Raw genomic sequence first — 20,745 nt, 5'->3', positions numbered from 1 at the left:
AGGTGCTTCGGTGTGAATCAACCAGCCCCGAATGAAGTTTTCTTAGGTTTTCCTGCAAGCTCGCCCGCGGGTAAATCCATCGCGGCGGGGCGTGAAGTACCGCCTGATTTCCCCCGCGAGTGGTTCGAGTTCGTGCACCCGGAAGACCCACTGCACTCTTTTAGCATTGACTTGACCTGGGTGGAGTCCACCTGGTCGTGCCGTTTCGGCACGTCGGAGTGCCTGGGCATGCATGAGGAGATCCGTGAGGTTGGCTGCTGCAACCACGGCGCCTATATGGCGGATGAGCAGGATCGCGATGACCTCTATAACGCGGTGGCGGAGTTGCCAGCGAAGTATTGGCAGCTGCGCCCGAAAGACACGGACTCGTTTCTAGCCAACGGGGACATCACTGAGCTCGAGCCGTGGCTTGAGTGGGATGAAGAAGACAACATAAAAACCAAGGTGGTTGACGGCGGCTGTATCTTTGCCAACCGTAACGGCCACCCCACCGGCCCGGGCTGTGCCCTGCACCAGTACGCCATGGCGGCGGGTAAAAATATTGTCGGCTCCAAACCTGAGGTGTGCTGGCAGGTGCCTTTCTCGCGTGAAGACGCCTACGAGGAGCGCCCCGACGGCCAAGAAATCCTTCGCACCACCATCGGTGAGTACGACCGCCGCCAGTGGGGCTCAGGTGGCGAGGACTTCGACTGGTGGTGCAGTGGCGCACCCTCCTGTCACGCCCCGCGTGGCGACGCTGACGCTATCCCCGTCTGGCGTTCCATGAAAGAGGAGCTCATCGCACTTATCGGCGAGGCACCCTATGCGGTACTAGCCGCGCATTGTGAGGCGAGGGGGTTGGCGCCGGACGTCGCTAAGCAAAGGCACCCTGCGGCAACTCAAGCCTCAAACTTGTAGCCCAAACCGCGGACCGTAACCAGCTGAGTCGGGCGCGACGGCTCCCGCTCAATCTTGGTGCGCAAGCGTTTGACGTGCACATCCAACGTCTTGGTATCGCCCACATAATCCGCACCCCAGATGCGCTCAATCAGCTGGCCGCGAGTAAGCACGCGGCCGGAATTGCGCATCAGATACTCCAAAAGATCGAACTCTTTCAGCGGCATCGCCACGGGCTGACCATCCACCGTTACCGTGTGGCGCTCCACATCCATGCGCACACGGCCGCCCTCAACAATGCGGTCATCAAACTCATCCGCACCCTCCACCTCCGGGCCGCGGCGCAACACCGCACGAATGCGGGCGACCAGCTCGCGGGTGGAATAGGGCTTAGTCACGTAATCATCCGCACCCAGCTCAAGGCCAACAACCTTGTCAATCTCAGAGTCGCGTGCCGTGACCATGATGATGGGCACATCCGACTCAGCGCGCAGCTTGCGGCACACATCCGTGCCGCTCATGCCCGGCAGCATCAAGTCCAGCAGCACTAAGTCAATGCTGTCCTCGTCGAACTGCGCAAGCGCAGCCGTACCATCGGCCGCCCAGACTGTGTCAAACCCTTCCTTTTTCAGCAGGTACGCCAGCGGCTCCGCCAAAGATTCTTCGTCTTCAACGATCAGGATTGTTGTCACTTTAACTGTCAGTCCTTCCCGGTGACCTGCCGCTGTTCCGGCTGGTAAATAGGCAACTCAATAGTAAACGTGGACCCTGTGCCGGGTCGCGACCACAACTTGATGTTACCGCCATGGTTTGCCACCGCATGCTTCACAATGGCTAGCCCTAAGCCAGTACCACCCGTTGAGCGTGAACGCGCCTTGTCCACACGGTAGAAACGCTCAAACACGCGCTTCTGATCCTCCGGTGCAATGCCAATGCCACGGTCAGTTACCCGCACCAGTACCACGTTTTCACGCACCACCTTCTGCGAAACACTCACCTGCTTGCCGTGTGGCGAATAGTTAATGGCGTTGGCTACCAAGTTGGACACCGCAGCAACCAACAGCGTGCGGTCCCCCATCACCTCAACACCCGTGGTGGCGCCGCGAGTCAGCACAATGTCACGATTTTCGGCGCTGACGTGGTTGCGCTCAATCGCCTCATCAATCACCGCGTCAATGCTCACGGGCACCATCTCCGGCAGCGCCTCCGCACCTTGGAGCTTGGACAGGTTGATCAAGTCTGTGATCATCTCGCCCATGCGGTGGGACTCTTTGAGCAACTTCTCACCGAAGTGCTCCACCATGTCCGCATCCTCCGGGTCTTGGAGGAGTGCTTCCGCAAGCAGCGACATGCCGCCAACCGGCGTTTTCAGCTCATGGGAAACGTTGGCAACAAAATCACGCCGTGCCGCCTCCATGCGCACGTTCTCAGACTCATCCGTGCAATACGCGATGACGTACGAATTGTGCGTGAGCGTCAGCGGTTTGACCACCACCGACACGTTGCGGATACGGCTGCCGGTGGCTCGGCGCGGCAGGTCCAGATCAAGCGTGTGGGTTTCTAAATCTTCAAACGCCAGTTGCGCTGCGTCCAAAACCTCGGGGTTGATGGTGCGGTCATGCACGATGGACATGTCGTGGGCGCGGGCATTCGACATGATCACCCGCGCACCACGGTTGAAAATGGCAATGCCTGTGGGCGAGCCCTGCACCGCTAGGTTCAGCAGCTGGCTGACCGTGGAGATCTGGCTTGGTGCAGCATCATCGTCATCCGACATACGCTCGCGCCAGCTGCGGTACGTGCGCAGCGCCCATACGGCGGCCGCGGTGAACGCGACGCCGATCAGGAACGCGAAAATCGGCGTTACTTCATCCAAACCGAGTCAAACTCCAGTGAGCTACTTCTTGCCCTGGTTTGCCACAGCGGCGGCACCGGCAGCTGCTGCCTCCGGGTCGAGGTAGGTGCCGCCCGGGTTGGCCAAACGGCCGTCCTCATCAAACTCGTAGACCAACGGCATGCCAGTCGGGATGTTCAGGCCAGCGATGTCCTCATCAGAGATGCCGTCCAGGTACTTCACCAGCGCGCGCAGGGAGTTGCCATGTGCGGCAACCATCACCGTCTTGCCGGCAAGGATCTCCGGGCGGATAACGTCCACGTAGTACGGGGTGAAGCGCTCCACCACGTCCTTGAGGCACTCGGTGCGCGGCACTTCCTCCAGGAACGCGTAGCGTGGGTCATTGGTCTGCGCGTACTCGTTGTCCGTGTCAATAGCTGGTGGCGGGGTGTCGTAGGAGCGGCGCCAAGACATGAACTGCTCTTCGCCGAACTGGTCGCGGATCTCTGCCTTGTTCAGCCCCTGTAGCTTGCCGTAGTGACGCTCATTAAGACGCCAGTTGCGAACCACCGGAATCCAGTGGCGATCTGCTGCGTTCAGCGCAATGTTTGCGGTGCGGATTGCGCGGCGCAGCAGGGAGGTGAACACGATGTCCGGCAGGACATTTTTTTCCACCATGAGCTTGCCGGCGTTGACTGCCTCGCTCTCACCCTGCTCGGTCAGGTCAACGTCTACCCAACCGGTGAATTGATTCGACTTGTTCCATTCGCTCTGGCCGTGACGGACCAGGATCAGCTTTCCGTTACCCATGCATTCAAGCATGCCACGCTTTAGGCTGTGAGGTATGCGATTTTCAACCTCTCGGGCCGCAGCTTGCCTCGCGGCGGCCACTGTTTTTGTCTCCACCTTTGCTTCCACCTTTGCTTCCCCGGCCGTTGCGGCTGAGCCTGCGCTGGCTGCGCCGGGTGCGCCGATGCGCATCATGCCGAAGAATCCGCCGGCCACGGTGAAGAATGGGTATGGCGATGACGTGAAAGTTCCATCGTCATTTTTCACCTACGTGTGCTCCCAGGGCCCGTCCGGCACGATCCGGCATTTGGATGGTTCGGAGCAGAAGGTGATGTTGACTGCGTCGCACTGCATTACCCCGTTGCCAAACCTGCCGGATATGACTGACCAGGTGCAGGTCAACGTGGGTGGCAGCTACCAGCCGATCGGTGTGCGCGGCCGCGCGAATTACGTCCCGCCGGCAGCGATGAACCTGGCCGATCCGGTTGCCACGTACACCACGGCTGATTGGGGCTTCGTGCTTATCGACGCTAACGTCAACCCCACCCACGTCTCCCAATCCAAAACCTCCACAGGTGAGGGCCCGAGCGCTCCCGTGGAGCTGACCACACTGAAGGACTACCGCACCCTGCGCCCAGGCGAGGTCTCCTTCGACGTTGCTGGCCAGCCGATCTGCAAAGACGGCTCTACCACGGGCCGCACCTGCGGCACGCAGCTCTTCCGCAACCGTGACGGTGTGTTCTCGTGGAACTTGAACTACGTCCAGGGCGACTCGGGCGGCGTGAACTATGACCCGCGCGACGGCTCCGTCATCGGCGTGACCTCCATGGTGCTGGGTCCTTTAGGCAAAGCGCAGGCCGCCGACCGTATTGTGGAGGAAGCATTTGGGATCCCGGACGGCCAGGTCAACGAGCACTTCACCCTCGCCCCGTCTGACGCTCCCCACGCCGACTTCCTGCCCGCCACCCAGGAGTTCGGCGGCTTGGAAGACCAGATCAACGAGCTGAACCGCGGCTACGTCCCGCCAAACCCGAACGAGAAGCTCAACCAGGCCATTGCCAACGCCCAGGCAGAGGCAAACCGCGTGGCCCAGGACGCAGCGCGCGGCCAGTTCAACCCGGCTGAGGTGGGCAACCTCGCTGGCCAGCACGTCGACGAAATCACCCGCTGGGCGGGGCTTTCCATTGCCCACAACTTCGGCGTCCTCTAGCAACACCGCTGCTACATTCCCGCAGGTTGGCGGGTTGTTTGGCCGGGTTCGAAGCCAGACAGCGTCTCTTCGTATACCTCGATGAGACGCTCCGCGGAGGCAGCCCAACTGAATCTCGCGGCGTGCCCGGTGGCGGCGCGGCCCATGGTGGTGCGTAAAGAGTCGTCTGTAAGCAAAAGCTCCAACGCATCCGCCCAGCCGGCCGAACAGTGGCCGTCTACCAAAAGACCGGTCTCATGATCCGCCACCGCAAGTGGCAGGCCACCCACGCGCGCGGCAACCACCGGGGTGCCCGTGGACTGCGCCTCAACCGCGACCAGGCCAAAGCTCTCGTTGTAGCTGGGCACCGCAATAACATCGGCAGCCTGATACACACTCACCAGCTCCTGCGGCGGGCGCGGGCCCAAAAACCTGGTGATGCACGCAATGCCCTCCTCCTGCGCAATGTCGCGGTAGCGCTCCACACTCGCGCCAGACCCCGACGCACCACCACAAATAATCACGCACAGCGGCGTATCCACCTTCCCACGCCGCGCTACCTCACCCATCGCGCGAAGCAGCACCTGCGGACCCTTGAAGTCCTGCAAACGGCCAACAAACGCCACCACCTTCGCGTGCAGGGGAATGCCCAGCTGGCGGCGCGCCATCTCCGTGTTGCGATTCGTGCCCGGGGTGAACAACTGCGTGTCAGCGCCGGGGCTGACCACGTCGATCTTTTCCGGGTCCACGTCATAGAACCGCGCGAGCTGCGTCGTCTCATCTTCGGTGTTGACCACTAACGCCTCGGCATTGTCCACAAGTTGCTGCTCACAGATGCGGCGTGCCTCAGACTCGCCGGCATCAGCACCCGCGGCGTTCTTCACCGCCGCCCACGTATGCCCCGTATGCACCAACGGCACGCCCGCCAGATCTGACAGCAACCAACCCACCTGGCCAGAGAGCCAGTAGTGCGAATGGATCAGGTCATAGTCCAGACTGTTGGCACGTGCGAACTGCACCACGCCACCCGAAAACGCCGCAAGCTGCGTCGGCAGGTCCTCTTTCTCCAGGCCCTCGTACGGTCCGGCAACGATGTTAACTACCCGATAGCCGTCCTCCACCTGCACAATTTCGCCCTGGCTGGGGCGCGTAGCGCGCGTAAACACGTCCACTTCCACTCCGCGCCGCGCAAGTTGGATGGCGGTGTTGTGGACGTAAACGTTGAGCCCACCCGCATCGCCCATCCCGGGCTGCTCAAGCGGCGAAGTGTGCATGGAAATCATGGCAACGCGCATGCGGGCCAGACTAGCGCGGCGCAGCGACGCAAGGATGAGAAGCGTCTGGCCCAGAACCTCGAAGATTAATATCTACGGTTAAAATCGTCATTATTCTTTTCACGACGAGAAAGGCTACCGATGTACCTCGCAGAAAAGCCCAACCCGAAACTCAACTACTTAAGCGATGAGCACGCCGAAATCATCAAGGCAACGCTTCCGCCGGTGGGCGAGAACATCGAGACGATCACCAAGACATTCTACTCCAAGATGTTCGCCGCCCACCCGGAACTCATCGCCGACACGTTCAACCGCGGCAACCAGAAGCAGGGCGCGCAGCAAAAGGCCCTGGCCGCCTCCGTCGCGACCTTCGCCACCCAGCTGGTCGACCCGTCGGCGCCGGACCCAGTCATGATGCTGGATCGCATCGCACACAAGCACGTCTCGCTGGGCATCCGCAAGGACCAGTACCAGATCGTGCACGACAACCTCATGGCCGCGATCGCCGAAGTCCTCGGCGACGCGGTCACCCCTGAGGTCGCGGAAGCCTGGGACGCCGTCTACTGGCTCATGGCCGACGTGCTCATCACGCACGAGGCCAAGCTCTACGCCTCCGACGGCGTCACCGACGGCGACGTCTTCCGCCACGCGACCGTCACCGCCAAGGAGCAGCTCACCGACACGGTGTTCACCTACACCCTTTCCGGCGATTTCACCGCCCCACGGCCCGGCCAGTACACCTCCGTGGGCGTCAAGCTTGACGACGACGCACGCCAACTCCGCCAATACTCCATCATCGAAGGCGACGCGCACTCCTACCGCATCGCCGTAGAAAACGACGGCGAGGTCTCCACCTTCCTGCGCGAACACGTCGAAGTCGGCGACACCGTCGACGCCACCCTCGCCGCCGGCGACCTCGTCCTCCAGGATGGCGAGAACCCGGTCGTTCTGATCTCCAGCGGCATCGGCTCCACCCCGATGGTGGGCATCTTGGGCCACCTGGCCCGCACCAACTCGGGCCGCAAGGTGCTCTACCTGCACGCCGACGATTCCGAGGACTCCTGGGCGCAGCGTGCAGAGACCCGTGCGCTGGCGGACAAGCTCCCCAACGCCGAGGTGCGCGCGAGCTTCCGCAGCGAAGGCGAGCGCGTCACCATCGCCGAAGCAGATGTCGCCGGTGCCGACGTCTACCTCTGCGGCGGCGCAAACTTCCTGCAGGCCATCCGCGAGGACCTCGCCGACAAGGCGCCTGCCAACGTCTACTTCGAGCTGTTTAGCCCGAACGACTGGCTCATCAACTAGCGCGGGTCGGTGATGCGCGCCCCGCACTCGTTGAGCCGGTCAAAGGGCTTGAGCTCGACCTTGAGCTCGCCCGCCCGCCCGTCGACGTAGCCCGCGTGCAGCGCGCACACCGTCCGGTCCGGCAGTTCGCCGTCCGGACCGATGAACGGGCAGGCGCGCAGGCTCACTTCGCGGGCCCCCTCGGCTGCGGCGTCCTCGCGCGGGAGCGGGTCGAAGCCCATCGCCCGCAGTAGGCGCACGAGCTCCTCGGCTGCCTCGTCCAGATCCGCCGGCGCGTTGCCGCGGTGCCCGGATTTCGCCGCCCACTGCTGTCCTATCTCGCGGGCTTCCTCCAGGTCCCCGTCGGCAAGCATCCCGGTGAGCATGTCGACGAGTTCGGTATACTCGCTCGCCACCTCGCTGCCGCGCGGCACCCGCGCGGTGAAGATGTGCGAGGGACGCCCCCGGCCGACCGTGTGCGCCTGCCTGCGCGAGACCAGCTCCTGCGCGATCAACTCATCCAGGTGGCCGCGCACGGTGTTGATGTGCATGCCGAGCTTTTTGGAGAGCTCGGTGACTTGCGCCCCGTCGGGAAACGCCTGCAGGGCGTGAAAGACTTCCCGCTGCTTCGCGCTCAATTCGGCAGCGGCAGCGGTGAGTTGAAACGCGGGGCGTGGCGCTCGTCGGCGGACCATGTTGCACACCCTCCTTCTTGGGCAACTGCTTTTCCCAGTATAGAAAGGCAATTCACGAAACTCCTAGTTCAGCTGCCGCCTTGTCCACCCAACGCACAGTTAGTACGATTATTTTCGTGGAAATAATGAGTCGGGTGACGGGCGGGCTCATCGTGTTCTGGGCCAGCGTCTCGCTCGCCTGCATACTTTTCGACGCCCCACGCTGGGTCATCATCCACCCACTCACACTCGGCGTCGTCACCACCGCCATCCTCACCTACTCCACCCACTTCACCGACGCGCTGACGCGCACCGCCTCCCGCCCCGCCGCCCTCTACGTGCGCCTCGCCGTGGTCAATCTCGCGCTCGTCGCGCTGCTTTTCGACGCCTTCCCCAACCTCGCCGCCACCACCGCCGCCTCCGCACTGCTGTGGCACGGCGCCTCCATCGCCCGCAAACTTCGCCGCGGCCTGCCCGGCCCCTTCGCTGTCACCGCGTACTGCTACGTCGCCGCCGCTGCGTTCTTCGCCCTCGCCGTGGCCGCCGCCGTCGTGATGCAAGACATCGCCGCACACTCCCGTCTCGCCGTCTGGGGCTTCGCGTGGACGACCATCGCCGGCACCGTCCTCACTCTGCTCCCCACCCTGACTGGAAAGCGCGCCTCCACCACCGCCCGCAACCGCCTTCCGCGCGCGCTGGTCGCACACTGCCTCGCCCTCCCGACCGCAGCAGTGCTGCTCGGCACGCCGTTTGCTGCGGGGGGCACTGCTGGTGTGTGCGCTCGCCTGGACGTACGCACTGCAGCCCGTCCTCGCCGACACGCTGTTTGACGGGGCGCTCTCAGCACCCGCACTCAGCGTCGCCGCCGGCGCGCTCTGGCTGCTCGGCGCCATGTTCGCCGACGCCGCAGCGCTTGCCCTCGGCGCGGTGCACCTGCCGCCACACCTCCTCGTTGTCACCCTCACCGCCGGGCTCGCGCAAATCGTCGCGGGCGCGCTTGGTCACCTCCTGCCCGTCCTCACTCGCCGCGCTACCGCACCCGATCGCGGGCTTGCCAAGGTCGGCGTGGTCAACGGCGGTGCCGTCGTCGCGCTGGTCAACCCGCCCATCGGCCTTGCCATACTGGTTGCAGGGCTCGTGCTGCACGCAAGAAAGGTCGCTTTCCCATGAACCGAACCGAATCTCTCGCCTGGGGGCTCATCGCCCTTGTCGTCACCCTCGTCGTGGGGCTCACGCTTGCGTTTATCCCCAACAACACCGTGCAGGCCCCGATCAGTGAGGACGCCACCACCTTCGACATCGATATCCAAGGCATGTCGTTCGTCCCCGACACCATCAACGTCGCGCCCGGCACCCACGTCGTGCTCACCATCACCAACTCCGATACCCAGCAGCACGACCTCAAACTTGGCGACGGCCACACCGGTCGCATCGACCCCGGCGAGACCGTCACCCACGACTTCGGCGTCTTCGACGAGGACACGCAGGGCTGGTGCACGATCGCCGGACATAAGGCGATGGGAATGACTTTTGATGTGGTCACGAGTGGGGTCACGGGGGTGTCGGCAAGCGGCGAGGGGCGCGACGCGGCGCTTGCACCCGCCAGCGGCGAGCTTCACGAGCACACCTGGGCCATCGAAGACGACGGCGAGACCTGGACCTTCGACGGCCAAGCGCCCGGGCCGACGCTACGCGGGCGGGTCGGCGACCGCTTCCGCATCACCATCGAAAACCGCGGCCACATGACCCACTCCATCGACTTCCACGCCGGCGAAATCAGCCCCGACGAACCCATGCGCGACATTCAGCCGGGCGAGCACCTCACCTACGAATTCACCGCGCGGCGCTCCGGCATCTGGATGTACCACTGCGGCACGATGCCGATGAGCCAGCACATTGGCATGGGCATGGTCGGCGCCGTCGTCATCGACCCGCCCGAACTTTCGCCCGTCGACGGCGAATACCTCCTCGTCGCGCGCGAAATCTATGGCGACGAGCCCGCGACCGCCTTCAACGACCACCCCGCGCAATACGTTGAGCGGCCCATCGAGGCGCGCGTCGGCGACACTGTCCGCGTGTGGCTGCTCAACGCAGGCCCCGACACCGCGTTGAGCTTCCACGTCGTCGGCGAAATCTTCGACACCGTCTACAAAGAGGGCACCTATTCGCTTCGCGACGCCCACGACACCGGCTCCCAAGCCCTCGACCTCCTTGCCGCACAGGGCGGGTTTGTCGAGCTCACCTTCGACGAGCCGGGCACCTACACCTTTGTCAACCACCAGATGACGGCGGCGGAGCAGGGCCAGCGCGGCCAGTTCCTGGTTCGCGCGAACTAGCCCGGGCCACGTGGTCGGCGCCGGTAGGCGTGACCTGGCCCGTGGGTGAGACGTAGACGATCTGCCCGTCGCGGCGCTCGGTGTGCCCGCGGGTAGCACGCCCCGCCTGGTAGTTGTGGTATCGGCACAGCCAGCCGAGGTTGCTCACCACCGTTTCGCCGCCGTGACGGTGCTCAGTCATATGGTGGGCGTCGCAGCGCGAAGCCGGCACGTCGCAATCCTTCCACGTGCAGGTGGCGGAATCCGTGAGCATCATCATGCGGTGCTTCTCCGTGGCCAGGCGCATGTCGTAGGCATTGACGGGGCCGTCCATCGCGCCGATGAGGATGATGTGGCCGAACTGTGAGAACTTCATGCGCACGAACTCCTCGCCCAGCAAGACGACCCCGTTGGCGAAGCGGACCGTCACGTCCTTGCCCTCGCCGGAGAGGATCTTCTCGTAGTCGCCCAAATCCAGGTTCACGCTGAGCTTGACTAGGTAGTCGGCTCGCGGGCATTCCTGGTCGAGCCAGGTGATGACGTCGTTTTTCGCCGCGTCGTAGGCGGCTTGGATGTCGAGTGCGGGGCCGGTGACGCGTAGCGTCGCTAAGCCATCGCCGTGGTGCTTGACGCGAGCGCACGCGCTGCGCGGCGCGGGCGGCTGCAGCTCCTCCTTCAGCACCGCCGCCCGCTTGCGGATCAGCGGTAAGTCCCCGGCCGTGTTGCACAGCGTGTCGATGTAGTGCCAGCGCTTCGTCGCGTCTTTGATCGCATTCGCCGTGCGCGCAATGTAGGCAAGCGTCTCGATTCGGTGACCGTTTTCGCGCGCCCCTTGGTGCGCGCGCTGCTGGTAGCGCGAGTGCGAGGTAGTGACACACAGCGTCCGCGCCGCCGCGACCAACTGCTTCGCGCGGTCGTACTGGACGCCCTCGGCCTGCACCTCGCGGGCAGACTTGCCCGCCGCAGCGGCGACAAAGTCGAAGCCGCTCCGGTCGAACTGGGCAAGTGAGGCGAGTGTGTTCATGCCCGCCACATTAGCCGATTGACCAGCACAAATGGAGGTTTGTGAGAATTCTCCCACTTTGCCCGGATCATGGAACCGGCGGGTGAGTTTTTGCGTCTAATAGTGTTTAGGCTTTTGCGGCGAGCAGTACGGTTTTCTGCGCGCGCACCGCCCGCACCATCAGCGGCAAAAACGCGACGAGGACGCCGAAGCAGCACGCGCTCATCGCCACGCGCAGCCACGAGTTCTCGGTGGCAATCCAGACCACGAGCGCGGCGTTGAAAAGCACCACGCGAAACAGCGAGGCGCGGGCGAGCTCGGCCAGCCCGGCGCGCACGGCGCGGGGGCCGCCGCCCATCGTCGTCGGCAACAGGTAGCTCATGGTGCCGATCAGCAGCTGGGCGGCGAACCCGAGCAGAAGCGCGAGCGTCGGGATGTCCGGCAGGTCGATCGGCATGGCCAGGCGCACGGCAAACCAGAGCATCGCGACAATCAGCCAGGTCAGCGACGCAAAAGCACTGAGGCCTGGGTAGGTGACGCGGTCACGCGGATCGCGAAGCACGTCGAGGACGTTGACCAGAAAGCCGTGGAAGGTCCACAGCCACGCGGCGACGTACACCAGCACGCCGACGCTGGTGAGCAGCTCCACGCTGAAAAGCGCGCCGCAGCTCGCCACGATCACGCCGGCGACCGCAAGCGGGATCGACGTGCCCGCGCGGTCGTGCATCCCGTTGATGCGCCACATCGCCGGGAACAGCACGGTCAGTGACGCGAGTGCGGCGAAGCCGACGAAGCCGCCGACGTTGACAAACAGGTGCGCCATCCGCACGCGCTCCTGCCAGTCGCCGGGCAGCCCGTAGGACAGGGCTGCGCCGAACACGACGCCGACGGGCAGGCAGGCCGCGCTGGCGACGTAGCCAAGCGCGACGGCCCGGTGCCGCTTGTCTTCCCCGGCGCGCCGCACCTGCGCATACAAAAGCCACGCGTGCCAGCCGAGCACGCCCGCGACGAGTGCCGCACCGATCCAGGTCAGCCAGTAGGTCACGAGCACCTGGCCGACAAGCACGAGCACCACGCCCACGTTGAGCGCCCAGGTGCGGCGCAGCTGCGCGGGCCGGGCGCCGTCGGGAAGCCGCTGCTGAAGGAAGCGCTCGGTGAGGTTTTGCGACCAGACCACGATTGAGTTGGTCAGAATCCCGAGTGTGAAGATGTGGATGAGCAGCCATCCGGGCTCGGTGAACAGGACGTGTGTCAGCCCGATCACAATGAACACGAGCATCCAGACGGTCACCGGCCGCGAGATGCGCCTGTGCCAGCTATGTGGGCTCCAATCCTTCGCCATACTCCCAATCTAGCCCGTGTTTATTAAAGAAGCTCAAGCAGCTTCTCGACGACCACCGCCCTGTTCCCCTCCGCCAACGCCCGCGCATAAATGTGGTCGTGCACCCACAGCCCCGAGGCCAACACCGACGCCGCGAGCAGGTCCGGGTCGGTTGCCGTGTCGTCGGCACGCGGCAGCCACCGGTCATCCATCTCGAACCAAGGGCGCATGTAGTCGAGGTGCGTGCGAGAGTGCGCGCACCTTGTTCTCCCACAGGGCCGCCGTGTACTCGTGCAGCCCGACGATCAGCAGCGCAGTGCCGACAGTTGCACCGAGGAAGCCGCCGGCGATGAGCGGGAGGAAGCCGATGCGGTGCAGGTTCGCGTTGCAGAGGACGGAGGCCGGGATTGCAGCGACGACTACCTCATTGAACGAGTGCTGAAGATCCGCGGACTACTCGATACCGGGATCCCGCTGCGGATCATCAGCGGGATGCTCCCATGCCTCAACGACACCACAAGCCCTGTAATCCCCGATGCCGATCCCGAACTGTGAACATTGCTGGTAGAGCAGCGCAACAGAATGACAGAGCGCATCTCAATCCTTGAACAGAACCGAGATGCCTTGATCCGCCACCTCGACGCTATGGACCACGCCTCCTCGAACGCCGTCTCAGCCTGAGGGCCTTCACCCCTCATAGATGCTCCACAAGAGGTAGACCGAGACAACCTTCAGTGCAGTGCATACCGGTGCCAGGCACCAAAGTCCGCCGCCACCGTTGCCGCAAGGTGTTGGTAGGCTTTGAGCGTCGCCGGTGCCATGCGCTCCAAGTCGACGACCGCCCCCTCCGCCAGGTGCCTGTCGTACGGAATCGTGTGGACCGCCCGCGTGCGCGAGGCGAAGTGCTCGGTGACCTTGGTCATGTCGATCGTCGGTTTGCCCGGCGCCGCATGAGACACCACAACCACAGCATTGGCCGCGAGCTGGTCATACCCGTGCATGGTCAACCAATCCAACGTGGCCGCCGCCGACTGCGCGCCATCCAACGCCGGCGAGGTAACCAGCACCAACGTGTTTGCTAGATCCAGCACACCCGCCATAGCGGAATGCATCAACCCCGTGCCGCAGTCCGTGAGGATCACGTTGTAGTGATGCTGCAAAATATCAATCGCGTTGCGATAATCGCTCTCCGAAAACGCCTCACTGACCGCCGGGTCACGCTCCGAGCCGATCACCTCAAGCCGCGAATTCGCCTGCGCCGTAAACGCCTTGACTTGCGGATACCTTGCCGTGTCCTCAGCGTTGAGCAGATCACGGATCGTTGCCGGGGAAGGTGCTGCCGCCCGCTGCGCCAGCGTGCCCAGGTCCGGGTTAGCGTCAATGGCGATCACTCTGTCTCCGCGTTCCCTGGCAAACACCCCGCCCAGCGCCACCGTGGTCGTGGTTTTGCCCACGCCACCTTTCAGACTCATCACCGCAATCCGGTAATCGTCCCGAAGCGGCGCGCGCACCGCCGCCAACAGACGATCCTCATCCATCTGCTGTTTCGAATTCCCCGGATTCACCTTGCCTCCAGTTGCCGAATACACCAGCTTGCGCCACCCCTTCTTCGGCGGCAGCTTCACCGGGTTGAGCAGGTTGCGGGTGTCCAGCGCGCCTGGTTTGCTGTGGCGGCTCGGTTGGGGTTGGGCTGATTGGTGTTGGCTTTGGGCTGGTTGGGCTGGTTCGGCGTAGTAGGCGGGTTCTGGCTGGTAGCTGGTTGACTGGGTGTTGGTTGGTGGGGTGCTGGCTTGTGGGGTGCTGGCTTGTGAGGTGTTGTCCCAGGGCTCGTCATCGCCTGGGTACGGTGTCGGGTCTGCCAGCCGGGCGAAAAATTCCTCCAGCTCCGGCTGCGTCACTGTGCGGTCAACGGTGTGGTCAACTGTGCGTTCGTCCATGGTCGCCTCCTGCGGTTATGCCCATGAGTGTTGGGCCGTTTAGTTCGGTGGGAGGCCGCTACCGGAGAACAACACCGCTGGCAGCAGAGACTGTATTCCCCCGGATAGCACCGCGATCCCCGTCGCGATCCCCCCTTCGCCTGAAGTCTAGCTAAGTTTTCCAGCAGCGCAGCCTGATTGAGCAGAATAATTCAGAGGGCTACTCATTCTCCAGATGACGTTCGTGCTCCTGACAAATGTGCCAAGGCTGTTTGCATTGTCGCAGGTAGCAGCCTGGCACTAAGGGCTTCATGTCACATTTGTCAGACACTTCCACTACACCGCACCAAAACCACCTCAAAACCACCTCAAAACCACCCCAAAACCCCAAAACCTACGGCATCGTAAGTTATACTCCGCTACATTATTTTGCCAAGGAAACCATCGACGAGAACCAATACCCAAAGGAGCCCACGTGGGAGCAAGCGAAGAGAAGGCCTGGATCAAGCAATACGCCAGCTGGACCAACCCAAATCCGCCGATTGGCAATGACACGCTGGTCAGCTGGTTCAACCAGGTCGTAGCAACTCAGCCGAAGGCCGCCGCAACGTGGTTCATGGGCAAGGAGTTGACCTACGCGCAGCTCAATGAGCAGGTTGGCAAAGCTGCCGCGGCATTGACAACGTTGGGGGTGGGCCCTGGGGACCGCGTCGCTGTGGCGCTGCCGAACTGCCCGCAGCACATTGTGGTGATCACGGCGATCCTGCGTCTTGGCGCTGTGGTTGTGGAGCACAACCCGTTGTATACCGCCTACGAGCTGGAGCATCAGTTCAATGACCACGGCGCGAAGCTTGCTGTGGTGTTTGACGTGCGTGCAGGCGTGTTCACGGAGCTGATTGGGAAGACCCCGCTGGAGCAGGTCATTTCGGTGAACATGACCGAGGAGATGCCGCTGCATCTACGCGCGGCACTGCGGTTGCCGCTGCCATCGGTGTCAAAGAAGCGCGCACAGCTAACCAAGGCCGCACCGGGCACGATGCCGTGGCGTGAGTTCATGCACCTGGGTTCCCACAAGGTGCACTTCCCGCAGATCAGCCCGGAAGATACGGCGGTAATCCTCTACACCTCTGGCACATCGGGCAAGCCGAAAGGTGCGCCGCTGACGCACCGCAACATTGTGTCGGTTCTGCGAGCCGGCATAGAGTGGCTGGAGGACTGGGGCGCGGTCAAGGAGAAGGTCCTGGGCGTGTTGCCACTGTTCCACATCTACGGATTGGCACTGAATTATGGCCTTCCGCTGACCATTGGTGCGCAGATGATACTGGTGCCAGCGCCGCAGCCGCAGCTCTACCAGCCTGCGATTACAAAGACGAAGCCGACGGTACTGCCTGGCGTGCCCACGTTGTACGAGAAGATCATTGATTGGGCGGTGGAAAGCAAGGTTGACCTTTCTTCGGTCCACACCTCTATCTCTGGCGCGTCAACGCTGCCAGCACCCACGATTGAGCGTTGGGAAAACGCCACCGGCGGCCGCCTCATTGAGGGCTACGGTCTGACGGAGACGTCACCGATTTTGGTGGGCAATCCGCTGGATGGCACGCGTCGTCCGGGATATATTGGCCTGCCCTTCCCCAACACGGAGATCCGTATCGCGGATCCGGATGATCCCAGCCGCACGGTGCCGGACGGTGAGCCGGGTGAGCTTCTGGCTCGCGGACCGCAGGTGTTCGGCGGCTACCTGAACAATCCGGAGGCGAATGAGCGCGCGTTTCATGACGGCTGGTTCCGCACTGGCGACATGGCGATTATGGAGCCGGATGGCTGGATCAGGCTGGTTGCGCGCATCAAGGAAATGGTTATCACCGGCGGTTTTAACGTGTACCCGGATGAGGTTGAGGGGGTCATGCGCGAGCACCCGGACATCGAGGACATTGCGGTTGTGGGTCGTCCGCGGCACGACGGTTCGGAGGATGTCGTTGCGTGCATCACGCTTGTCGACGGCGCCGCCCTCGACCCCGACGGCCTCCAGAAGTATGCCCGCGAACGCCTCACCCGCTACAAGGTACCGAAGACGTTTTACCACTTTGAAGAGCTAAAACGCGATCAGACAGGCAAGATTCGGAGGCGTGAGGTGAGGGATATGCTCGTCGACACGCTAGAGGCAGGGCACGAAGTTACGGGGGCGTAGGTTGTCTCGGGGTACGCTAGTGCACATGGAAAAGCCGTGGCTGCAGTATTACCCCGAGTGGACCGATCACACCCTTGAATACAGCGACATCACGCTGGCTCGTCTGTATGACGAGAACCTGGAAAAGAACGCGGAGAAACCCGCAACCCGGTTCTTCGGCCGCGGTCAAACCTACGCTGAGCTTGACCGTGAGGTGCGCCGCGCCGCAGCCGGCCTGAAGGCCTTTGGCGTACGTCCAGGCGACCGCGTGGCCATCATGCTGCCGAACTGCCCGCAGCACGTCGCCGCCTTCTACGCGGTGCAGAAGCTAGGCGGCGTGGTTGTGGAGCACAACCCGCTGTATACCGCCAATGAGCTGCGCCCGCAGTTTAGGGACCACGGCGCCCGCATTGCGATTGTGTGGGATAAAGCCGCAGACACGCTGGAGAAACTGCGCGCAGACACCCCGTTGGAGACGGTCATTTCGGTGGACATGACCAAGGCGATGCCGCACCTGCAGCAGCTGATTTTGAAGATCCCGTTTGGCAAGATCCGTGAAGCACGCGAGGCACTCACCGGACCGTGCTCAAACACCGTGCCTTGGGAGGTTTTGACCAGCTCTGCGATTGGTGGGGACGGCGAGGGCATTGTCACCCCCGACGAGGTAACCCCGGATTCCCCAGCACTGATCCTGTACACCTCGGGCACCACTGGCGCGCCGAAGGGCGCAATGCTCACGCACCGCAACCTGATGGCCAACCCGATCCAGGGCCGCGCATGGGTCAAGGAACTGCAGGAACCTGGGCAGCGCATGCTAGCCACCCTGCCGTTTTTCCACGCCTACGGCCTGACGTTCTCTCTGACGCTGATGATGCTGATCGGCTCTGAGCTTGTGCTGTTGCCGGCTCCGAAGATGAACCTGATCATGGACACGCTGAAGAAGACCCCGCCTACGTTCGTGCCGGGCGTGCCCACTGTGTTTGAGCGCATTGTGGACACCGCCAAGGAACAGGACGTGGACCTGTCTGAGGTGCAGGTGGGCTTCTCGGGGGCGTCGTCACTGCCGGCAGATGTGATTGAAGACTGGGAAGCACTCACCGGCGGCCACCTGGTGGAAGGCTACGGCCTGACCGAAACCGGCCCGATCCTGATTGGTAACCCGCGCTCCGCCGACAGGCGGGCGGGATATATCGGTATCCCCTTCCCCGATACGGAAATCCGTATTGCCAACCCGAAGAACCTGGACGAGGACATGCCAACCGGCGAAGCCGGCGAGATCCTGGCCAAAGGCCCGCAGGTCTTCACCGGCTACTTAAACAACCCACAGGACACGGACGACGCGTTCCACAACGGCTGGTTCCGCACCGGCGACATGGGCGTGATGGAGGAAGACGGCTTCGTGCGCCTGGTCTCGCGCATCAAGGAGCTGATTATCACCGGCGGCTTCAACGTGTACCCGGCTGAGGTGGAGGAAGTCATGCTTCGCCACCCGGACATCAAGGATGTTGCCGTAGTTGGCCGCCCGCGCACCGATGGCTCCGAAGATGTTGTTGCGTGCATCGTGCTTGAAGACGGCGCCGCCCTCGACCCCGACGGGCTGAAAGACTTCGCCCGCGAAAACCTCACCCGCTACAAGGTGCCGCGCACCTTCTACCACTTCGAAGATCTCAACCGGGACCAGATGGGTAAGGTGCGCCGCCGCGAAGTTCGCACCGCGCTGCTAGAGCGCCTGGCTGGCGCGTAGCGCACCAGCCAGAACTTAAAGGCCAACCCACACCGGCTCGGGGTGCAGCTCCACACCGAAGCGCTCGCGCACCCCAGCCTGGACATCTTGCGCCAGCGCCACAATGTCCACGGCACGCGCGCCACCACGGTTGGTCAGCGCCAGCGTGTGCTTGGTGGACAAGCGCGCAGGCGCATCCTCACTCGGGTAGCCGCGGGGGAACCCGGCGCGCTCAATCAGCCACGCCGCGGACAGCTTCACCTGGCCCTCGCCAGCGGCGTAGCGCGGCATCGTATCCTCCCCAACCTGGGCAAACACCGCATCCGCAACCTCTACGGGCACAACTGGGTTGGTGAAGAAGGACCCAGCGGACCACGTGTCGTGGTCTTCGGCGTCGAGCACCATGCCCTTCGCCCGGCGCGTCTGCAGTACAGACTCACGAGCCTGCGCCAGCGGCACACGCTGCCCACCCAGATGACGCAGCGGCGCTGACAGCTCCGCGTGCTCAAGCTGGAGTTCAATTTCCAACACCACGGCGCGCGAGGTGAACTTCAGGTTGGAGTAGCGGTACGCCAGATCCAGGGCTGAGGCAGGCACCCACTCGTCTCGCCCCGACTCCCTGTCGTACAAGCGCACGCGCGTGAGCACGTCCGCAATCTCAGCGCCGTAAGCGCCAACATTTTGTACTGGCGTAGCACCTGCAGAACCCGGGATGCCAGACAAGGCCTCAATGCCGCCAAGGCCGTTATTCACGGCAAACTCCACGACGCGGTCCCAGGGGGTGCCGGCTTGGATGGTCAACGTGGCGTCGTCAAGCAAAATGCCCTCATTGCGCACCAGCACAGCGGTGAGATCCAACGGTCCGTCCGCAACCAGCAAGTTGGAGCCGCCGCCAACAACCAACAGGGGGCTACCTTCAGCATCAAGCTGGGACACTGCCTCGATGATCTCACAGGCGGTGCCACATTCACGGACCGCCGCGGGCACACCGCCAACACGCAGGGTGGTCAAATCGGCGAAAGATACGTCTTGCACGTAAGCCACGGTAGTCTGTTGGGCATGACTGTACGTAGCGAAACCTCCGTTACCATCAACCACCCTGTGCAAAAAGTAGCTCAGGCCTACGCGTCCAAGGAGTACTGGGAGTACATTGCTGCAAAGCTCTCCCCGGAACCGGGCTCCGTCAACGAGTTCACCGGTGACTCCGTCGTCCTGTTTGAGGTGCTGCCGAAATCCATCATGCCGGCCGCAGCGCAGGCGATGATCTCGCAGGACCTGAAGCTCAAGCGCGTAGTAAACATCGGCGCGCTCGACGGCGAGACCGCAACCCACACCTTTACTGGGGATGTCAAGGGCACCCCCGTTGACTTCTCTGGCGAAATCGCTGTCTCCGGCGCAGGCGAAACCACCACCCTGGCCTACGACAATGAGGTTAAGGTAGACATCCCGTTCATGGGTGCCGCACTGGAGCCGAAGGTGGCGGAAGCGCTCGAGGAGATCGTGGCCAATGAGGCCAAGCTCACCGAGGCGTGGATCACCGAAAACCTCTAATACCTCGGGGTTATCCCTGTGCCCCACTATCACAACCTGCGCTCCACCTCGGCCGCAGGAAAACCATATGGCGTGATCACGCGCGGAACTACCGGCGTGAATCGTCTTCGACGCTCCGACCGCTGGACCAGATATAACCCGCGCGTCGGGGCGTTGTTGCGTTCTGTGGCCACTCCACTTGCGCTAGACGTTGGCTACGGCGCCTCCCACACCACCACCGTGGAGTGGGCTGGTTGGCTGCGCTAGCTCAACCCGCGGGTGGAGGTTGTCGGCTTGGAGATCGACCCGGAGCGGGTGCTTCCGCCCCGTAACGGCGTGCGCTTCGAGCTCGGCGGCTTCGAACTCGCCGGCTACCAACCCCACCTGGTGCGGGCGTTTAACGTGCTGCGCCAGTACGACGTAGCCGAAGTGGCCTCGGTCTGGTCGGCCGTGTGCTCGCGTTTGGCGCCCGGCGGCCTGTTCATTGAGGGCACGTGCGACGAGCTGGGGCGCCGCGCCGCCTGGGTGCTTCTTGAGGCTGATGGCCCCGTCAGTCTCACCCTTGCCTGGGACCCCTTCGACGTTGAAGTGCCGAGCGACATCGCCGAGCGCCTCCCCAAAGCGCTAATCCACCGCAACGTTGAGGGCGAAAAGATCTGGCAGCTGCTGCAAGACGCCGACGCCGCCTACGCCAACGCCGCCGGCTGGGCCCCACACGGCCCCCGCGTGCGCTGGCGCGAAGCTGACCAGGAGCTCGTTGCGCGCGGCTGGCCGCTGGCTCCTTTCCGGCGCCGCCTGCGCGACAACACCCTCACCGTCGCCTGGCCAGCAGTCGCACCCGTAGACTAGCCCC

19 protein-coding genes and 2 pseudogenes are annotated in these 20,745 nt (G+C 63.3%); 11 read left to right on the top strand and 10 right to left on the bottom strand.

Going from position 1 to position 20,745, the window contains the following annotated elements:
- Positions 1 to 12: 12 nt before the first annotated feature.
- Complete coding sequence (locus HMPREF3101_RS06485; RefSeq protein WP_070463753.1) at positions 13 to 897, top strand: DUF3109 family protein; 885 nt, start codon at positions 13 to 15, stop codon at positions 895 to 897.
- On the opposite strand, the gene HMPREF3101_RS06480 is transcribed toward HMPREF3101_RS06485, so the two are convergent.
- The 3 genes from HMPREF3101_RS06480 to HMPREF3101_RS06470 are packed head-to-tail and all read right to left on the bottom strand — an operon-like array spanning position 879 to position 3,520.
- Positions 879 to 1,568 carry a response regulator transcription factor gene (locus tag HMPREF3101_RS06480; RefSeq protein WP_070463752.1) on the bottom strand — a complete coding sequence of 230 codons (690 nt, stop codon included), beginning with the start codon at positions 1,566 to 1,568 and terminating at the stop codon, positions 879 to 881. The genes HMPREF3101_RS06485 and HMPREF3101_RS06480 overlap by 19 nt on opposite strands.
- An 8-nt stretch (positions 1,569 to 1,576) precedes the next feature.
- Positions 1,577 to 2,752, bottom strand: a complete 1,176-nt coding sequence (locus tag HMPREF3101_RS06475) for a sensor histidine kinase (protein WP_371327072.1) — start codon at positions 2,750 to 2,752, stop codon at positions 1,577 to 1,579.
- Positions 2,753 to 2,773: 21 nt separating this feature from the next.
- Complete coding sequence (locus tag HMPREF3101_RS06470) at positions 2,774 to 3,520, bottom strand: phosphoglyceromutase (RefSeq protein ID WP_070463771.1); 747 nt, start codon at positions 3,518 to 3,520, stop codon at positions 2,774 to 2,776.
- Positions 3,521 to 3,554: 34 nt separating this feature from the next.
- Here HMPREF3101_RS06470 and HMPREF3101_RS06465 point away from each other — a divergent pair, with 34 nt between their 5' ends.
- Positions 3,555 to 4,709: a chymotrypsin family serine protease gene (locus HMPREF3101_RS06465; RefSeq protein ID WP_070463751.1), complete on the top strand. Its 1,155-nt coding sequence runs from the start codon at positions 3,555 to 3,557 to the stop codon at positions 4,707 to 4,709.
- An 11-nt stretch (positions 4,710 to 4,720) separates the two neighbouring features.
- Here HMPREF3101_RS06465 and mshA read toward each other — a convergent pair whose 3' ends face one another.
- Entirely contained in the window at positions 4,721 to 5,983 is a 1,263-nt protein-coding gene (gene mshA, locus HMPREF3101_RS06460) for a D-inositol-3-phosphate glycosyltransferase (protein WP_070463750.1), read from the bottom strand.
- A gap of 120 nt (positions 5,984 to 6,103) precedes the next feature.
- Between mshA and HMPREF3101_RS06455 the strand changes: the two genes are divergently transcribed.
- Entirely contained in the window at positions 6,104 to 7,264 is a 1,161-nt protein-coding gene (locus tag HMPREF3101_RS06455; RefSeq protein ID WP_070463749.1) for a globin domain-containing protein, read from the top strand.
- Here HMPREF3101_RS06455 and HMPREF3101_RS06450 read toward each other — a convergent pair.
- Positions 7,261 to 7,938 (bottom strand): helix-turn-helix transcriptional regulator, encoded by a 678-nt coding sequence (locus HMPREF3101_RS06450; RefSeq protein ID WP_070463748.1) that lies wholly within the window; start codon positions 7,936 to 7,938, stop codon positions 7,261 to 7,263. The two genes, HMPREF3101_RS06455 and HMPREF3101_RS06450, sit on opposite strands and share 4 nt — an antisense overlap.
- 17 nt (positions 7,939 to 7,955) lie before the next feature.
- On the opposite strand from HMPREF3101_RS06450, the gene HMPREF3101_RS06445 reads away from it, so the two are divergent.
- The 3 genes from HMPREF3101_RS06445 to HMPREF3101_RS06435 are packed head-to-tail and all read left to right on the top strand — an operon-like array spanning position 7,956 to position 10,253.
- Positions 7,956 to 8,747, top strand: coding sequence for a hypothetical protein (locus HMPREF3101_RS06445; RefSeq protein ID WP_168160168.1), 792 nt, complete (start codon positions 7,956 to 7,958; stop codon positions 8,745 to 8,747).
- On the top strand, positions 8,689 to 9,087 hold the full coding sequence (locus HMPREF3101_RS11890; protein ID WP_141737385.1) for a hypothetical protein: 399 nt from the start codon (positions 8,689 to 8,691) through the stop codon (positions 9,085 to 9,087). Before HMPREF3101_RS06445 ends, HMPREF3101_RS11890 begins: the two co-directional genes overlap by 59 nt.
- Complete coding sequence (locus HMPREF3101_RS06435; RefSeq protein WP_070463745.1) at positions 9,084 to 10,253, top strand: multicopper oxidase domain-containing protein; 1,170 nt, start codon at positions 9,084 to 9,086, stop codon at positions 10,251 to 10,253. Before HMPREF3101_RS11890 ends, HMPREF3101_RS06435 begins: the two co-directional genes overlap by 4 nt.
- Here HMPREF3101_RS06435 and HMPREF3101_RS06430 read toward each other — a convergent pair.
- From HMPREF3101_RS06430 to HMPREF3101_RS06420, 3 genes and pseudogenes are all read right to left on the bottom strand, one after another.
- Positions 10,189 to 11,313 carry an HNH endonuclease signature motif containing protein gene (locus tag HMPREF3101_RS06430; protein ID WP_141737384.1) on the bottom strand — a complete coding sequence of 375 codons (1,125 nt, stop codon included), beginning with the start codon at positions 11,311 to 11,313 and terminating at the stop codon, positions 10,189 to 10,191. The two genes, HMPREF3101_RS06435 and HMPREF3101_RS06430, sit on opposite strands and share 65 nt — an antisense overlap.
- Before the next feature lie 49 nt (positions 11,314 to 11,362).
- A complete protein-coding gene (locus tag HMPREF3101_RS06425) occupies positions 11,363 to 12,577 on the bottom strand; it encodes a copper oxidase (protein WP_141737383.1) in 1,215 nt (404 codons plus the stop codon).
- Between the two features lie 23 nt (positions 12,578 to 12,600).
- Positions 12,601 to 12,804: pseudogene (locus HMPREF3101_RS06420) on the bottom strand (TetR/AcrR family transcriptional regulator); the annotation flags it as partial.
- Positions 12,805 to 12,847: 43 nt separating this feature from the next.
- Here HMPREF3101_RS06420 and HMPREF3101_RS06415 point away from each other — a divergent pair.
- Entirely contained in the window at positions 12,848 to 13,111 is a 264-nt protein-coding gene (locus HMPREF3101_RS06415) for a MerR family transcriptional regulator (RefSeq protein ID WP_141737382.1), read from the top strand.
- Positions 13,112 to 13,287: 176 nt separating this feature from the next.
- Here the strand turns inward: HMPREF3101_RS06415 and HMPREF3101_RS06410 are convergent, their stop codons facing one another.
- Complete coding sequence (locus HMPREF3101_RS06410) at positions 13,288 to 14,493, bottom strand: MinD/ParA family ATP-binding protein (RefSeq protein ID WP_246816676.1); 1,206 nt, start codon at positions 14,491 to 14,493, stop codon at positions 13,288 to 13,290.
- Positions 14,494 to 14,947: 454 nt separating this feature from the next.
- Between HMPREF3101_RS06410 and HMPREF3101_RS06405 the strand changes: the two genes are divergently transcribed.
- Both HMPREF3101_RS06405 and HMPREF3101_RS06400 read left to right on the top strand, forming a co-directional pair.
- Positions 14,948 to 16,660 (top strand): long-chain-fatty-acid--CoA ligase, encoded by a 1,713-nt coding sequence (locus tag HMPREF3101_RS06405; protein WP_070463740.1) that lies wholly within the window; start codon positions 14,948 to 14,950, stop codon positions 16,658 to 16,660.
- A 25-nt stretch (positions 16,661 to 16,685) separates the two neighbouring features.
- Positions 16,686 to 18,383 carry a long-chain-fatty-acid--CoA ligase gene (locus HMPREF3101_RS06400; RefSeq protein WP_070463739.1) on the top strand — a complete coding sequence of 566 codons (1,698 nt, stop codon included), beginning with the start codon at positions 16,686 to 16,688 and terminating at the stop codon, positions 18,381 to 18,383.
- 15 nt (positions 18,384 to 18,398) lie between these two features.
- Here HMPREF3101_RS06400 and HMPREF3101_RS06395 read toward each other — a convergent pair whose 3' ends face one another.
- Positions 18,399 to 19,460 (bottom strand): UDP-N-acetylmuramate dehydrogenase, encoded by a 1,062-nt coding sequence (locus HMPREF3101_RS06395; RefSeq protein WP_371327071.1) that lies wholly within the window; start codon positions 19,458 to 19,460, stop codon positions 18,399 to 18,401.
- On the opposite strand from HMPREF3101_RS06395, the gene HMPREF3101_RS06390 reads away from it, so the two are divergent.
- Positions 19,422 to 19,913, top strand: coding sequence for a DUF2505 domain-containing protein (locus HMPREF3101_RS06390; protein WP_070463737.1), 492 nt, complete (start codon positions 19,422 to 19,424; stop codon positions 19,911 to 19,913). The two genes, HMPREF3101_RS06395 and HMPREF3101_RS06390, sit on opposite strands and share 39 nt — an antisense overlap.
- 18 nt (positions 19,914 to 19,931) lie before the next feature.
- A pseudogene (locus HMPREF3101_RS06385) lies at positions 19,932 to 20,741 on the top strand (class I SAM-dependent methyltransferase).
- Positions 20,742 to 20,745 lie beyond the last annotated feature (4 nt).

The sequence above is a fragment of the Corynebacterium sp. HMSC29G08 genome, assembly GCF_001806875.1.
Classification (GTDB): Bacteria; Actinomycetota; Actinomycetes; order Mycobacteriales; family Mycobacteriaceae; genus Corynebacterium.
Note: the sequence above shows the minus strand (reverse complement) of the source record. Positions and strands in the feature narration are given on the sequence as shown.

What these genes read in the sequence shown, in the direction of transcription:
- HMPREF3101_RS06470 (WP_070463771.1), bottom strand. Translation starts at nt 3,520, where the DNA reads ATGGGTAACGGAAAGCTGATCCTGGTCCGTCACGGCCAGAGCGAATGG.
- HMPREF3101_RS06465 (WP_070463751.1), top strand. Translation starts at nt 3,555, where the DNA reads ATGCGATTTTCAACCTCTCGGGCCGCAGCTTGCCTCGCGGCGGCCACT.
- mshA (WP_070463750.1), bottom strand. Translation starts at nt 5,983, where the DNA reads ATGCGCGTTGCCATGATTTCCATGCACACTTCGCCGCTTGAGCAGCCC.
- HMPREF3101_RS06455 (WP_070463749.1), top strand. Translation starts at nt 6,104, where the DNA reads ATGTACCTCGCAGAAAAGCCCAACCCGAAACTCAACTACTTAAGCGAT.
- HMPREF3101_RS06450 (WP_070463748.1), bottom strand. Translation starts at nt 7,938, where the DNA reads ATGGTCCGCCGACGAGCGCCACGCCCCGCGTTTCAACTCACCGCTGCC.
- HMPREF3101_RS06435 (WP_070463745.1), top strand. Translation starts at nt 9,084, where the DNA reads ATGAACCGAACCGAATCTCTCGCCTGGGGGCTCATCGCCCTTGTCGTC.
- HMPREF3101_RS06425 (WP_141737383.1), bottom strand. Translation starts at nt 12,577, where the DNA reads ATGGCGAAGGATTGGAGCCCACATAGCTGGCACAGGCGCATCTCGCGG.
- HMPREF3101_RS06410 (WP_246816676.1), bottom strand. Translation starts at nt 14,493, where the DNA reads ATGGACGAACGCACAGTTGACCACACCGTTGACCGCACAGTGACGCAG.
- HMPREF3101_RS06400 (WP_070463739.1), top strand. Translation starts at nt 16,686, where the DNA reads ATGGAAAAGCCGTGGCTGCAGTATTACCCCGAGTGGACCGATCACACC.
- HMPREF3101_RS06390 (WP_070463737.1), top strand. Translation starts at nt 19,422, where the DNA reads ATGACTGTACGTAGCGAAACCTCCGTTACCATCAACCACCCTGTGCAA.